14 protein-coding genes are annotated in these 15165 nt (G+C 52.8%); 6 read left to right on the top strand and 8 right to left on the bottom strand.

What is annotated here, in order from left to right; translation table 11 throughout:
* Nucleotides 1–53: 53 nt before the first annotated feature.
* The 7 genes from FH603_RS21090 to FH603_RS21120 form a co-directional block, all read right to left on the bottom strand.
* Entirely contained in the window at nt 54–794 is a 741-nt protein-coding gene (locus tag FH603_RS21090; RefSeq protein WP_186739685.1) for a 3-keto-disaccharide hydrolase, read from the bottom strand.
* Nucleotides 795–901: 107 nt separating this feature from the next.
* Nucleotides 902–1768: a UTP--glucose-1-phosphate uridylyltransferase GalU gene (galU, locus tag FH603_RS21095; protein WP_186739686.1), complete on the bottom strand. Its 867-nt coding sequence runs from the start codon at nt 1766–1768 to the stop codon at nt 902–904.
* A 153-nt stretch (nt 1769–1921) separates the two neighbouring features.
* Nucleotides 1922–2917 carry a mevalonate kinase family protein gene (locus FH603_RS21100; protein ID WP_186739687.1) on the bottom strand — a complete coding sequence of 332 codons (996 nt, stop codon included), beginning with the start codon at nt 2915–2917 and terminating at the stop codon, nt 1922–1924.
* A gap of 205 nt (nt 2918–3122) precedes the next feature.
* A complete protein-coding gene (locus FH603_RS21105; RefSeq protein WP_186739688.1) occupies nt 3123–3599 on the bottom strand; it encodes a hypothetical protein in 477 nt (158 codons plus the stop codon).
* A 192-nt stretch (nt 3600–3791) separates the two neighbouring features.
* A complete protein-coding gene (locus FH603_RS21110; protein ID WP_186739689.1) occupies nt 3792–5585 on the bottom strand; it encodes a RagB/SusD family nutrient uptake outer membrane protein in 1794 nt (597 codons plus the stop codon).
* 28 nt (nt 5586–5613) lie between these two features.
* Nucleotides 5614–8775 carry a SusC/RagA family TonB-linked outer membrane protein gene (locus FH603_RS21115; protein WP_235985420.1) on the bottom strand — a complete coding sequence of 1054 codons (3162 nt, stop codon included), beginning with the start codon at nt 8773–8775 and terminating at the stop codon, nt 5614–5616.
* Between the two features lie 321 nt (nt 8776–9096).
* On the bottom strand, nt 9097–9468 hold the full coding sequence (locus FH603_RS21120) for an XRE family transcriptional regulator (protein WP_186739691.1): 372 nt from the start codon (nt 9466–9468) through the stop codon (nt 9097–9099).
* Nucleotides 9469–9726: 258 nt separating this feature from the next.
* Between FH603_RS21120 and FH603_RS21125 the strand changes: the two genes are divergently transcribed.
* The 6 genes from FH603_RS21125 (at nt 9727) to FH603_RS21150 (ending at nt 14717) form a co-directional block, all read left to right on the top strand.
* Nucleotides 9727–10380 carry a hypothetical protein gene (locus FH603_RS21125; RefSeq protein WP_186739692.1) on the top strand — a complete coding sequence of 218 codons (654 nt, stop codon included), beginning with the start codon at nt 9727–9729 and terminating at the stop codon, nt 10378–10380.
* Nucleotides 10381–10459: 79 nt separating this feature from the next.
* The gene (locus tag FH603_RS21130) at nt 10460–11245 is read left to right on the top strand and encodes a PD-(D/E)XK nuclease-like domain-containing protein (protein WP_186739693.1); all 786 of its coding nucleotides are present in this window, start codon (nt 10460–10462) and stop codon (nt 11243–11245) included.
* A 30-nt stretch (nt 11246–11275) separates the two neighbouring features.
* Nucleotides 11276–11623 carry a hypothetical protein gene (locus FH603_RS21135; protein ID WP_186739694.1) on the top strand — a complete coding sequence of 116 codons (348 nt, stop codon included), beginning with the start codon at nt 11276–11278 and terminating at the stop codon, nt 11621–11623.
* Nucleotides 11624–11814: 191 nt separating this feature from the next.
* A complete protein-coding gene (locus FH603_RS21140; RefSeq protein WP_186739695.1) occupies nt 11815–12393 on the top strand; it encodes a T9SS type B sorting domain-containing protein in 579 nt (192 codons plus the stop codon).
* A gap of 211 nt (nt 12394–12604) precedes the next feature.
* Nucleotides 12605–13384: a pentapeptide repeat-containing protein gene (locus FH603_RS21145; RefSeq protein ID WP_186739696.1), complete on the top strand. Its 780-nt coding sequence runs from the start codon at nt 12605–12607 to the stop codon at nt 13382–13384.
* A gap of 148 nt (nt 13385–13532) precedes the next feature.
* Complete coding sequence (locus FH603_RS21150) at nt 13533–14717, top strand: DUF748 domain-containing protein (RefSeq protein ID WP_186739697.1); 1185 nt, start codon at nt 13533–13535, stop codon at nt 14715–14717.
* Between the two features lie 64 nt (nt 14718–14781).
* Here FH603_RS21150 and FH603_RS21155 read toward each other — a convergent pair whose 3' ends face one another.
* Nucleotides 14782–15114 carry a hypothetical protein gene (locus tag FH603_RS21155; RefSeq protein ID WP_186739699.1) on the bottom strand — a complete coding sequence of 111 codons (333 nt, stop codon included), beginning with the start codon at nt 15112–15114 and terminating at the stop codon, nt 14782–14784.
* Between the last annotated feature and the right edge of the window lie 51 nt (nt 15115–15165).

Consider the following 15165-nt stretch of genomic DNA (forward strand, 5'->3'; position numbering starts at 1 on the left):
CCAGGAAACGGGAAGGATTAGCTACAAAGACGCAAAAGGTTGCGTCTCTACCGTTACAATTCGCGAATCCGGATATTACGGAACCAGACCTTGTTGCCGTGGTCCTGCAAGGCCAGATGGCCAGCACTGTATTTACCAAAGCCTTCCCATCCTTTGAATTTACTTTCGGCCACCATCTTGTCCCACTCAGGACCGCTGGTTTGGTACTCGGCTGTTTTCTTTCCGTTCAGGTACTGTTCGGCTTTGCCTTTGCTGATCACCAGGCGGGCCTTATTCCATTCACCGGCGGGTTTCGCGGCCATCGGGGTAACCGGTTTTTGCAGATCGTAGAGCGATCCAGCCGTACGGTTGCCATCACGTCCCTGCTTGGCATCCGGATGACGCTCGTTGTCGAGCACCTGCATCTCGGGACCAGTCTGGTAAGTAGCTTTGAATTTCGGGTCTTCGTTTACGTGAAAAATAATACCGCTGTTACCCCCTTCGGCAATTTTCCATTCGATCTCCAGCTCGAAATCGCCGTATTCTTTATCGGTTACCAGATCGCCTATGCCACCCTGGGTCAGGTGAATGGCATTGTCGTCAACGACCCATTTCTCCGTAACAGGCTGACCAGGTTTGAGGTAAATATGCCAGCCGGTGAGGGTTTTCCCATCGAATAGCGTTTCCCATTTGCCTTTCCTGGCAGCGGGCTCGCCTGACTTGACCGGGTTCGGTTTAGCTTCGGCAGCGTTGGTATTGGGGGCAATAAGGGCGAGGGCCAGGAGGGCCGCAGCCGATACACGCAGATAGTTCATGGTTGAGAATGTTAAAGTTGTGCGTACTGTAGTTATCGTGAAGAATAAGGAAAGGCCGGTTAAACGTACTTCCAGTAAGGTAAAGGCGAAACGGAAACAAACATACCTCACTTCTGGCTAAGAATCTCTTCCAGAAAGGCCCGGAACGGGGCCGCAAACTCAGAACGCTTCAACGCAAACTCGACGGTTGTCTTCAGAAAATCGAGCTTGTTACCAATATCGTGACGTTTTCCTTCGATACGGTGGGCATACAGATTCTCGCGTTTGAGCAACAGCAGCATGGCGTCGGTCAATTGAATTTCGTTGTTTTTACCCACCGGGGTCTGCTCCAGCATATCGAAAATATCGGGCGTCAGGATGTAGCGGCCCGCGATGGCCAGGTTGGACGGTGCATCGATGAGCGCGGGCTTCTCCACGAGCGTGTCCAGTTCGAGGATACGGTCGCCAATGGACCGCCCGCCTACGATGCCATACCGGTTCACTTTGTCGTGCGGAACCTCTTCTACGGCAATGACCGAGCAGCCATATTGGGCGTAAGTGTCGATGAGCTGCTGGGTTACGGGAATAACCGAGTCCATGATCGTATCGCCCAGCAACACCGCAAACGGCTCGTTACCAACATGATGCCGGGCATACCGGATGGCATCGCCAAGCCCGTTCAGCTCGCGTTGACGAACATAGTGCAGATTGGCCATGTCAGACAGTCGGCGCATCTCATCCAGCAGGAGTTGATCTTCTTTCTCTTCGAGCCGCGTTTCCAGTTCGAAGTTGCGGTCAAAATGGTCTTCGATCGCCCGCTTTCCTTTTCCGGTAATGATCAGGATATCTTCGATACCCGAATCGACGGCTTCCTGCACCACATACTGGATGGTGGGTCGGTCGATAATGGGAAGCATTTCTTTAGGTTGGGCCTTGGTAGCGGGCAAAAACCGGGTTCCCAGACCGGCAGCGGGGATAACAGCTTTCTTAATCATAGCTAGGGGGGAAAGAGGGAGGAAAGGGAGGAGGGAGGAAAGGAGGAGGGATGAGAGGGAGGAAGGGGATTAAAGGGAGGAGAGGGATCAGCGGAATTATGCCTTTTCTCCTTACTCCTTTACTCCTTTACTCCCTCTCCTCCTTCCTCCCCTTCAAACAATATATGGTTTTATAACACGGGCGTTTATTTTCTTGAGTCCAACAAACAGGCGGTTCAGCATGGCATCATCGCGGTAAAGGCCGATAATGGAACCACCCGATCCGGTGAACGAGGCCGATGCTCCGCAGGCCCGTGCCGTATCGATCAGGCTTCGGTTTCTATCGCTGATGGCGTAGATACGGGCGCGCAGATCAAAATTCCGGTTCACAAGCTCATTCAGCGCGTCGGTATCCTGCCGGCGCACAGCTTCATTCCCTTCCCGGGCTACATCGGCAATGGCATTCATGGTTTCCACCACCAGTTCTTCGCCTTTGAGCCAGCGCGCCCGGACGTCGTTATGGACCCGCCCCGACTGTTTGCCAAGGTCGGTGTTATAGGCAATATACAGTTTGGGCAGCAGACGCGGATCGAGGGGCTCATACTGGCCATACCCCTGCTGCTCCATCGTAGCCCGGTCAAAATCCATGTAAACGCAACCTTCATAGCACTGGATAACCCGGTCCTGCAGGCCAGCCGTAATCCCCAGTTCCTCCGATTCTGTCGCCAGCACCAGATTGGGTAGCACCGGTAAGGGAATCTCCACGTTGTAAAACTGCATCAATGCCCGAAACGTAGCCACGATAATGGCACTGGAGCCCGATAAACCCACCTGCCGGGGAATCGATGTGCTATAGCGGATGGAAAAATTCTGGTTGGGCAAGCGGATATGTTCAGCTTCGCAGTACTCGGCAAATTTCTTGATGGCGGCTTTCAGCAGCGGCACTCCACCATGATAACCCAGGGTACTAACAGCGTCGCGCAGGTGATGCAGGCTTCTGAACACGTTGGTATCCTGCGGCTGAGGTTCAACGTGTAATTCGGGCGACGGATACAAGGTAACGGACGCGCCGAAATTACGGACGGTAATGGCAATTGTTTTGCCAAAAAAGCCATCAGACGGGTTTCCAAGCAGGCCCGCCCGGGCGTAGGCACGGGTTTCGATAAGCAAGGTAAAGTCACATAAGGCGGTTAGCAAGCCGCGGATCAACTGAATCGGGGTATCCCGATGGGACAAGTTTACGAAACAAAGACGGACAGCCCGTCGGCCCAGCCAATAAAAAAAGCGACCGGGACGTCTGCCCCGGTCGCTGATCTGATTCGTATACGTTAGTCAGTCAACAACTACAGGTCGTCGAGCAACTACCGGAAAGCCCCTATTGGGAATCCGTTTTATCTTTACCGTCATACCCTTTATTGTGCGGGTCATAGCCTTCGCCGGGGTTGTCCCCATCTTCGAGGTATGTCGCATCGCCCCGGTGGAAAAGGGCATCGTCTGATGGGTTTTCAGCTACTTCGTCCAACTTTTTAGCCGCTTCGTCGCTCATCATATGCCCCTTTGGCTGGCCAGAATCATTGACCGCGTCAGCATCGACATCCCACGCCTGAGTGGTGCCATACTTTTCTCCCACGGGTAGATCAGGTTTACCGACGTTCTTATTGTCTTCCCGACTTTCGGCGGTCATGTTCCGGTTCTCGGTCTCCATGTCCATTCCCGAGGTCGAGTCTTTGTAGGCATTGGTACCAACGCCTTCCGACTCGCGACCGTAGTCTGAATCGCCGTGCTGGTTAGGGTCCTGGGAATAGAACTCAGGATCCACTTTATCTGGATCGAATGGTGATGTCGTTGCCATAACGTTAAGTGGTTTTTAGGGATTATAACCTAAAAAGCAGAGGGGTTGTTTTTAGGAAGGGAGGAAAGGGGGGAAGGAGAAAGGAGGAAAGGGAGGAAAGGGAGGAAAGGGAGGAAAGGGAGGAAGGAGGATGGAAAGGCTTCTTCCCCTTCCTTCCTCCTTCCTCCCTCTCCTCCCTCCTCCCTCTACCACCTATTTATACGCTGGATTCTGGATCAGCGTGGGCGCTCCACTTTTGAACGCATTATCAATAGCCTGCTGTGGGACGGGGAAATACTCGTTCTTCCCTTTGGTGAAGCGCCCGGTTTTCAGGTACGTGCGCTTTTCCCCCTCCTTAATCAGGTACGCGCTCAACGTTTGGTCGGCAATACCCCAGCGAACCAGATCGAAGAAACGGTGACCTTCCATGGCAAACTCCAGCCGGGTTTCGAACCGAACTGCTTTCCGGGCCGCTTCTTTGGTCGCGAAAACAGGCGAGGCCGCTCCGTATTCAGCAATAACATAGTTGGCAGCAGGCTCATTCAGTTCGGTATACGCATCGCGGGTATCGCCGGGGAGCGCCTTCCGGACAAAGTCGGCGGGGTTGGCCGCCCGCTTCCGAACCAGATTGACCAGTTCACGGGCACGGCTCAGGCTCCCTACTTCGACCTCCGCTTCGGCCAGCCACAGCAATACGCTGGCGTACCGGATCAGCCGGTAGTTGTTGGCCGTCAGGTTCTGCCAGCCGACACCCAGCAGGGTATTTTTCTTAGACGCCACGTGCTTCTTGGGCGAGTAAGGCCCGGCATAGGTCTGATCCCGGATAAAGTCGCTGTTGTGGATCTTGAAATCCTTGTACAGAATACCCCGGCGACCAACCGTCCAGTCCAGACGAGGGTCCAGCGTACCCGTGTAAGGCGTGTAAGCGGCTTCCAGCGCAACACCCTGGTCGTTTTTCACGTCGACATCGTTGAACGTATCGAGCAACGGCAAGCCCGTAGCGTCGGTTTTGTAGGCGTTCACCAGGTTCTGCGATGGCTGGTAGAAACCACAGCAGCCCCAGGGCGATGCGTAGGGGTGGGCCAGACCCATACCCGCCGTGGCCGCTCCATCGTCAGATGCCGATTTGGCATACTGCACCTCGAAGATCGACTCGGCATTATTACGCGTATCCGAATCGAAATTCTGAGAGAAGTTGCTCATCAGGCTAAACTTGCCACTGTTTACGATCTGATCGAGTACCGTTTTAGCAGCCTGTAGTTTTGCCGCATTCGGCGCACCGGTGGCTACATCAAACCCCTGAAACATGTACGTTTTGCCGAGATGCGCCAGCGCGGCCCACTTGGTAGGGCGGCCGGGTTGGGCCTGCGTTTCGGGAAGCCCGGCGGCAGCAGCCTGGAAATCAGCTTCGATATTAGGCCAGATCTCTTTGTCGTTCGGTATTTTGGTCGAGTTTGGGTCGGCTACATCGTACGTTTTCTCGTCGATGTAGGGCACGTAGCGGAAAATCTTGCGGGCCTCGAAGTGATAATACCCCCGCAGAAACTTGGCTTCGGCTTCGATCTGCTTCCGGCGGGCGTCGGTGATATCTTTTGCCTCGGCCAGGTTATCAAGCACGTTATTGGTACGGGCCACGCCTTCGTACAGCCCACGCCACTTGTTACGGATGTGTCCGTTGGTAGCCTGAAAATCGTACCGTTCGAGGAACGACTGCTCCGGCTGGTCGCCCGAGTCGGTCCCTTTATACGCATCGTCGGAGGTAAGGCCGCCAAATACCCAGTTCTGGACTTCATTGTTCCAGGCGTCCTGGCCGTCGATACCCTGCCCATCGAGCATTCCGTAGGCCCCAATCAGGATACCCTCGATGCCCTGGTTATTGGACAGCGAATTAGGACTATACTGCCCCTGTGGCGGGCGGGTCAGGAAATCGTTACTGCACGCATCCAGCATCAGCAATCCACCGAGGACCAGCGCCGACACAGCGATTTTTTTATGAACCGTTTGCATAATCTATGCGAGTTTTTTTATGAGTTGATTAAAATGCCAGGTTCAAGCCAACCAGCAGTGAGCGAGACACGGGCAAATAGCCGCCGTCGAAGCCGAGGTTCCGGTTCCGGTCTGAATTGGTGTTGTTCGAGATACTGATCTCCGGGTTCAGCCCGGTGTACTTGGTAACTGTCAGCAGGTTCTGGCCCTGCACGTACACCTGGCAGCTACTCAGCCCAAGCCGGGATAGTACCGTTTTGGGAATTGTATAGCCAAGCTGGACGTTTTTCAGCCGGAAGTACGAGCCGTTCTCGATAAAGTAAGTAGATGGCAGGCTACTGGTCTGGTCGTTGGCATCCGGAATGGGCGTTGTACCACCCTTGTTGGTTGGCGACCATGCTTCGTACAGGGCGCGGGGCGACCGGTTGCCCTGGAACGTGTTGAAATCCGTGAAGTAGCGGGTGTAGTTGAAAATATCATTCCCCTGCGAACCACTGCCAAACAGGGTCAGATCGAAGGCTTTGTAGCCCAGGTTTACGTTCAGCCCGTAGGTGAAATCGGGGTGCGGGTTGCCAATAACGGTCCGGTCAGCATCCGTAATGGTTCCGTCGCCATTGACATCGTCAAACTTGAACTTGCCCGCCCGGTTGTAGGAGCTGGTACCAAACTGTGGCCATGCCCTGGCCTCCTCTTCCGACTGGAAAATACCCAGCACCTTGTACCCAAAGAACGACGAGACAGGCAAACCCGCCTGCGTAACCGTTACGCCACCGCCCGGAACGCGCGAGCTATACCCAAAATAGCGGGTGTTCTCGCTCTCATCGAGTTTCAGCACTTTGTTGCGGTAGGTGGCCACGTTGCCCGTTACACTATACCGCAAAGCACCCACCTGATTGCGGTAGCTGATGGCAAGATCGATACCCCGGTTTTGCATACTACCCACGTTGTAGGACGGAATGTCGGCATCACCGGCGGTAAACGTAAAGGGCGTCGTGAAGAGCATATCCGTTGTTTTCCGGCTCCAGACATCGAAGTTGATCTCCAGTTTGCTGGCCAGCAGAGACAGGTCAAGGCCCAGGTTGGTCGAGGCTGTCGATTCCCATTTAGCATTGGGGTTACCAAAGCGCTGGGGGCTGAAACCAATCGTTGCCGTACTGGTGCTGCCGTCGATCGGGTAGCCATTGTGAAATGTGTCGGACCGGTAGGTCGTGTAGGAGTTGTAATCGCCGATGGCCTGGTTACCCGTAATACCAAAACCAGCGCGCAGCTTCAGGTCATTGACGAACGGCACGTTATTCTTGAAGAAGTTCTCTTCCGAAATCCGCCAGCCCGCACTCACCGCCGGAAAAAGCGCACTGTTGGAGGCCGACAGGAAACGCGACGATTTATCCTGCCGCAGGATACCCTGAATCAGGTATTTATCGCCGAAGGCGTAGTTAACCTTGCCGAACAGCGAGAACAGCGAGTAATCCTGTTCTATCCGACCTTCATTGCTCGACGAGGAGCGGTTGCCCAGATCGAGGTAGCTCTGAATGGACAACTGATCGTTGAAGAAACCACTGCGGAACGCACCGAAAAACTCCTGGTACTGCCGGATAGCTTCCGTCCCAACGAAGGCATCGATCTTATGGACGGTGTTCAGGGTCTTGGTATAGCTCAGCGTATTGGTCCAGACCCACTGGTAATTGTAGCGATTCTGGTCGGTCAGTTCGAGGTTGAAGTTACCCTCGATGTATTCAGGATTGGCCCGGCGGAGGTATTTGGCGCGGTCGCCGTTGGCGTCGATACCAATGGAAGAACGGGCGGTGAAACCGGCAGGCAGATCCACTTCGGCGTAGGCATTACCAAATACGCGGAGGCTGTTATAGCGATTGTCGCGCTGGCGGTAGAGCGTGGCCAACGGGTTTTCGTTGTTACCCAGATTCAGGCCCCGGCTACCGGCAAAGTTACCGGCAATATCATATACGGGTAGCAGCGGGTGGTGCTTGAAAGCGCCCGAAACCGCGTTCTGCTCTTCGTTGTTATTGAAACCGCCTTTCCGGCTGCTGTAGGCCACTGTCAGGTTTTCGCCGATACGAATGCGCTTCTTCACGTTAAATTCGGTGTTGGCCCGGATCGAGTAACGGTCAAAACCAATGTGTTTGACCGTTCCCTGCTGGTTGAAATAATTGACCGTCAGCGCATAGCGCCCTGTCTCTGAACCACCCGTAGCCCCAATCTGGTAGTTCTGGATGGGTGCCGACTGGGTTACTTCATCAAACCAGTTGGTGTTGGCCGAGCGCGTGATGGGGTAAATGTTGCTCGGGGTCAGGGAGTACAGATTAGGATTCACACCAGCTGTCCCTTCCTTGCCGGCACTCGGAAAAACGTAGGCAGGAATCGTCACCTCGCCGTTTGCTCCGTAGGCATACTGTCCGTGTGAGGGCGTTTTACCCGCGCCGAGGTCAGCCTGGTACAGGTACCGGCCCAGCTCTTCGGAGTTCAGCGTTTCGCCTTTCTTGGCCCACTGCTGCGACCCGTAGTAGGAGTTGACGGTGATCTGCGATACACCCGCCTTTCCTTTCTTGGTCGTGATGATGATAACACCGTTGGCCGCCCGCGATCCATAGATCGACGAAGCCGAGGCATCTTTCAGCACCTGAAACGTTTCGATGTCGTTCGGGTTGATCGTACCGAGGTTTTGCGTCGGTACGCCATCGATGATGTAAAGTGGATCATTATTACCAATCGTACCAAACCCCCGGATCCGTACCGTAGCACTACCACCCGGCGTGGCATCGGACGTGACGGTTACACCCGCAACCCGGCCCTGCAACTGCTGGGATACATCTGTGGCCGGAATCGAGAGCAGCTCTTTGGTATTCACCGTAGCAACAGCACCCGTGATGTCGCGCCGGGACTGGGCACTATAGCCCGTTACGACAACTTCATTCAGGGTCGATACATCCTCGGTCAGCGTGATATTAATACTGGTTTGATTGCCAACGGCGATTTCCTGCGCCTTGTAACCAATGAATGAAACGACAAGCACCGCTCCGTTTTCGGCCTGAATGCTGTAATCTCCACTGGCATTGGTCGTTACTCCGCGGGCAGTCCCTTTAACGGATACGTTGGCCCCGGGGATACCGCCACCGTCGCCCTGCCCACTTACCTTACCCGTTCGGACGGGCCCTTGCCCAAACGTTAGTGTCACCGAGAGCAATAAGCTCATCAGCAGGCACAGTCTTGCTGTTGAACAGAAGATGTTCCTCATGAATGAAAATATTAATTTAGGTTATATTTGTATAAGTATTTATACGCAAGCAAATAAGTAATTGTTAGTATAATAATCAATAGTATTTTATTTAATGTGGGAATAATGAAAAAAACCAGCATAAACAGCTAGTTTGACATTTAAATAATGCTACGCTTAGATAAGTATTTTTACTTAACGCCTTTATTATTTATTATTCACTTTACGCGAAGCCAGGCTTACGTGGAATGGATTGATAATCCGTTCTACATAAGCCTGGCTTCGCGTAAAGTGAGTTAGCTATACGTTCCTGTCGTCCCGAAGCGCGGCTAATTCGGCGAGCAGCTGATCATTGGTGGCTTGTAGCAGTGCCATCCGTTCATTTAATTGGAAGAGCAGAAATTCCACGTTACGCAGCCGCTCCTCGGTCGTAATAGCCGCCGATGGCGAGTTAAGCTGTTTGAACATCAGCCCTTCACCCCGCAATAGCCAGTCACCATTGACCTGGGGGTAAGCAGTCAGAATTTTCTCGAGCGTGTCGTAGCGCGGCTTAAGCCGACCGTGCAGAATGTGGTACACTTTTTCGCCCCGATGTTCGCCCAGCTGTCGGGCAAACTCCAAAACACTGACGTTAAGAGCGTCAATTAATTGCTGAAGACGGGTTTCGATCATGGCATATACGGGGCAGCAGGGTACTGGAAAAGGTGGGGCGGGCCGTGTTTCTAACGTATATCCGGGCCCCTGGGCGGCTTATCTACAGCCTTGCTCACTTTTACACACAAAACTGTAAAATAAGCGCTATAATATGAGGAAACGGGTTTGCTTTTTACGCGAAACTGTGTAATTTTAAGTCAGTAAACAGCACCCTTATAAAAGGCAAAAGGGACCGCAAAACGGGTCCCCTGCTTGAACAGTAAACAACAAATACTAATGAACACGCAAAACAACGGCCAAATCGAGACAATTCAAAGCGAAACCGTTCCTAACCCGTTTCAAAAGGGTACCGAATCTGTTGGCGAGTTGTCTGGCAACGGGACTGCCCGACGCTATAAATACCTGGAAGGGCACCCCCGCCAGTATCGCTTCGATGCAAAAGAGGGCGTATTCAATATCAACGGTGCCGAAAAGCTGGGGCGTACACTTACCTTTCAGCCTATTGCCTGGCGCATATTCACGGACAACATCCTGAATATGGGCACCAAGAACTGGGCTGAAATCTTCTTCATCGATGAGAAGAACTGTGTGTCGGCAGTGCTGTTCCATGGCTATTCCGTCGATAATATCTTCCGGCTGATCGAACCACTCTACTACGACGACTTGACCCTCGCCGACGTCGTGATCACGGCCATTGCCGAGAAGAAAGAGAATACTAAAATTCATCCAAAGGGCGTCTACTACATCGCGAACTTCACCTACAAGATGGCCGATGAAAAGCAGACGCAGGTATTAAAGCAGTTTGCGCAGGAAGCCAAAATCTTCCGTCAGGAAACGCTCACCGACATCGCCAATATTAAAACTGCGATGAACTACTACAACCCCTTTGCCAACGTTGCCGAAGAAGCAACGCTGCTGCCGGCGGGTTGAGCCTGACCTGTTTTTTTCCTGCTTGCCGGCACGCTACCAGGGGTGCCGTGCATACTGCATACCCCAAACGCTCTCTGTCATGATTTCACCCAGTGCCACTCAACTCACCCAGTCGCTTTTCAGCCCTGCTGACGAATATCGCTCTATACCACGTGTGTCGAACTCAGACCTCACCCGGCTCAAGGAAGAACACCTGGGTTATGGAATGGGGAGCGGTCCGGCCCGGTACAATATGGACAAAGCGAAGGTCTTTGGCCGGACCTTCCATCAGCACCTGCTCGAACCCGAAACCATCGGTACGGTGCTTCAACAGTTATTACCCGACCTTACGCCAGGGCTGGACGCTATGGAGCCCGATCAGGTCGATAAGCTGGCTACGCTGATGAAAACCATTCGGCAGGATACATTCTGTCGGCGCTACCTGCAACGGTCCGAACGGGAGCGTACCGTACTCTCGACCGACCCAACGACGGGTGTTGCCTGCAAAGCACGGCTGGACATGGTCTATACCAGCCCAAAACGCCGGAATGCCCTCGTTATCGACGTAAAAACAACGTCGGCCAGGACCCAGGCTCAGTTTCTGGAGTCGTGCTACACCTATGACTACGACCGCCAGGCGGCCTTTTACGTGGATAGTCTGCGTCACTCGGACGAAAAAGCGTGGGATTCGACCCGGCAGTTCCGGTTTGTGTTCATCGGCGTCATGAAACAGCGTCCTCATCGCCTGTTTGCAATCGATGCTACGTCCATTCCCAATTTCATTGAGTATGGCCGTAAAAAGTACCGTTTCTGGCTGCGCAAATGGCGCGAAGAACAGTCAGCCATTGCTGTACCCAGCCAGGGGCTCTGGCAACTGAGTGCTTAACACGAACGCACTCAAAATACACAACCGACTATGAACGCATCCATCATAACGTTAACACCCGACCAGCTCCATTTCGATTGGGGAACAGACGGGCTGGTACTCTGGATTGAAGAACTGGACGGGGCTGGCAGTCTGGCCAATCAACTGGACGAGGTTATGGACCGGATTGCGTTTGCCATCGAGCTGCAAACCGGCTGGGACCATCGTACCGATTCGGCTACCCTGCATCCCCTTTACGGCTACCGGCTGCTGCTGCGCGACGCGTCGGGCCTTTGGAACGCCGTCCAGACCGATGAGACCGGGCACTTTGCGGGCCTGATGCCGCTACAGGAAATGGATTATGAAGTCGCTTATGACAAAGTAATGTGGCTCGATTAGGTATGTCCTTTTCGTTAAAGACGATGCCGAACCTGATAGTCAGGTTCGGCATTTTTCATAACAGAGCTGATCACTTAAATTTGAGCGTTGTCCTGCTCACGCAGAAAACGTTGACTAAAACAACGGCAATCCGCAGCTAACTAACGTCAGCGCGGAAATAAAAAACCCACTACGTAACAATCAGTAAAACCATGAAACAGTCACTACTTCTTCTACTGGGCATGACCTGCCTGCAAAGCTGCTCGCCGAAGGAAAACGCTCCCCAGACACCCCTGCCGATAGAATATGAATCCTGCTGCGGGGTGCAGCCGGTTAATTTTCAATTGGGTAAGCACTCGATATACGTACCGAACGTCTTCACGCCCAATAACGACGGAGTCAATGACTATTTTTATCCGTTCGTCAGTTCCGGGATTGGCGAGGTACAGGGCTTTACAATCTTTAGTGCGGAGGGTGATACGGTGCTGTTTCAACGCCCAACCCTCGTTTATAACGACCTGGAGAATTATGCCTGGAACGGCTATCGGAATAACGGCTCAACCTTCAGCACGCGGTACCGGGGGCGATTTAAGTACGGCATGCGCATTGTCAGCAAGGACGGCTTGTTGCGCTTTGTAGAGGGTGAAGCCTGTAGCGTCCTTTGCGAACCGGGAACAACGGAACTGAAAGAAAAAAAGAGCTGCTTTTTCCCAAGTCAAGCCGGGAAAAATGACAAAATGGGCCTGCTAGACAGTTCGCTTACCAGTAAGGAGAAAAAATGTATAAACTAATTTTCCTATCGACCGCTCAGATTTCAGCCAGCCTATAGGTTCACAAAAAAATGGATACCCCCGTTGACAAAATAGAAAAGATCATTTTCTGGCAGCAGACACCAAACAATGCCGAACCTGACTGCCGGGTTCGGTATTTTTATTTTCGGGCATAGGCAACCTTCGGGCATGAGTTTACATCATTACCCAAACCAACCCCCACAGACTGCTTATGAAAACCCTCCTTCTTTCGTTGTTTGTGGCCCTTGTCACAACAGCGCCCACACTGGCCCAGTCAACGGTAAGCGCCAGTGACATTATCGCCAAGATCAACCGAAACGAAACGGTTTCCTACCGAAACGCAACCATTACGGGCGATCTGGATTTAACCAGTCTGGATAACCGCAAAGAAGTGCGTGAAGGCAGCTGGAAGGGAGATTCGCAGGAATATTTGAGCGTAGTCAACGTACCAGTTTCGTTTAAGGACTGCCGCTTTACCGGTAAGGTCCTGGCCTACCGCACCGACGAACAGGATGAACGTCGGCTGCTGAAAATGAGCAATAAGGTGTACAACACAGACTTCACCGAAGCAGTGACCATCGAAAACTGCACCTTCGAGAAGGATGCCGCCTTCAAATACTCAACCTTCAAACAGCGGGCTATCTTCACCGACAATACCTTTCGGGACGATGTGTTGTTCAAATACTCCAAATTCCGCAGTGCTGCCGACTTTAGCGGCTCAACCTTCCAGGGGTATGCCGACTTTAAATACACGAAGTTCGACGAATCATCGACCTTTGAAAAAGTAGCCTTCGGGCGGTACGCCGACTTCAAATACACGAAGTTCGAGGAAAGCGTCGATTTCCGTCAGGCCCGTTTTTCGAACACCGCTGACTTTAAATACACCCAATTCCCGCGCGGTACCAACTTCGACAATGCCCGTTTCGACGGTTCTACCGATTTTAAATACACGACCCTCGACGGGCGAAAATTTGCGCCTGGTAATCGGTAAAAAACGTACTCGTAACGAACAGCCCAATACGATTTTCCACTCGTGTTGGGCTGTTTTTTATGAACGTATCCTCACAGAAACAGACCTTGTTTCAACTCCTGCCCCCTTTTTTGCGTTACTACTAGGATAAACAAATTCACATACTGTTTTGAAACGCACCACAAAGATTCTGGTCGCCCTCGTTGTTCTGTTGGTTGTAGCACGACTCCTGCTGCCGTACTTCGTACTTCGGTATGTCAACAAAACGCTGGCTGACATGGGGGACTACACCGGCCACGTCGAGGATATTGACATTCAGCTGATCCGGGGCGCTTACCAGATCGACGACCTGCGCATCCGCAAGGTCAACGGCAAGATCAAAGAGCCGTTCCTGTATATGCCCAAGACCGACCTGTCGGTTGAGTGGAAATCACTGTTCAAAGGGAAACTGGTCAGCGAGGTCGAAGCCTACGAGCCCGAACTGAATTTCGCGTTCAGCGATGACGAAGCGTCTAACCAGACCGGCGCTGAAGTAGACTGGACCGAATACCTGACAAAACTCCTTCCAATCAACATCAACCGGTTTTCGGTCGTAAACGGCAAGGTGAATCTGACCAGCCTGGTAACACAACCCCGCGCCGACCTATCGCTGCAAAACCTCCAGGCCGAAATCAGAAACATCCGGAATGTAGAAGATCAGGGAAAGAAACTTCCGTCACCGGTGGTAGCATCGGGCGATGTGCCGGGCTACGGCGGGACGATGAACTTTTCGGCCAACATGAATCTGCTGAAGCAGATGCCCGATTTCGATTACAACATGCGTTTTACCGATTTGCAACTGGTCAAAATCAATCCACTCGCCCGGGCTTATGCCAACATTGACTTCGAGCGCGGTACGATGAGCCTATTCAGTGAAATGGCTATGCTGGACGGTAAGCTCAACGGCTACCTTAAACCGTTGACGAAGGAGATGAAGATCTTCAAGCTCAACGAGCACGAAGGCCGGTCGATTGGCAAGTTCTTCACCGAACTCGTCGCACAGGCCGGAACCGCCGTATTGAAGAATCAGAAAAAAGATCAGGTAGCCACCCGGATTCCACTCAATGGCACCATCGATGAAGTGGAGACAGCCATCTGGCCAACGCTGTTTGGCGTGCTGCGAAACGCCTATATCGAAGCGTTTCGGGGCGAGTTCGACAATAACATCACCTTACAGGATGCGCTGAAAGACGTAAAAGCTGACTTCAAGGCCCGCCAGACGGAGCGAAAGGAAGAACGAAAAGAAAAACGAGCCGATCGAAAGGCCGAACGCAAAGCGAAGCGGGAAGCACGTAAAAAGGAACGTGAAAAATAGATTCCCCTAAGACGAACCCGCTACCGGTTGAACGGTGGCAGGTTCGTCGTTAGGGAATCTGTTACTAAGACTTCCGTTTTCTTACCGTATCCGGGCGAACACCCGACTCTGTCTGCCGGGGAGTATACTTTGGCTGAATTCCCTTACTATCGCCACGTGCTTTTTCTTTCCGGTAATTCGGATTGGCCGTATTCCGGTTCTCCAGTTTTGTCTTTAAGGGTTGTTCGGGCAGCGGACGGGACGGCTTGGCGGCCGATGCTGAGGCAGGACCACTTGCCGACGGTGCGGCTGTTGTTGACGCTGGCTTGGCTGAAGCCGCAGGTTTCGCGGGTTTCTGTGGCGTCTGCGCCACGGCTATAGTGCCAGCGAGGACTAACCCGGTCAGGTACTTGATCATATTGTTTGGTAGATTGATAGCACTGCAGACCTACTGCTCAACGATGCAGTT

This window comes from Spirosoma utsteinense, assembly GCF_014282275.1.
Classification (GTDB): domain Bacteria; phylum Bacteroidota; class Bacteroidia; order Cytophagales; family Spirosomataceae; genus Spirosoma; species Spirosoma utsteinense.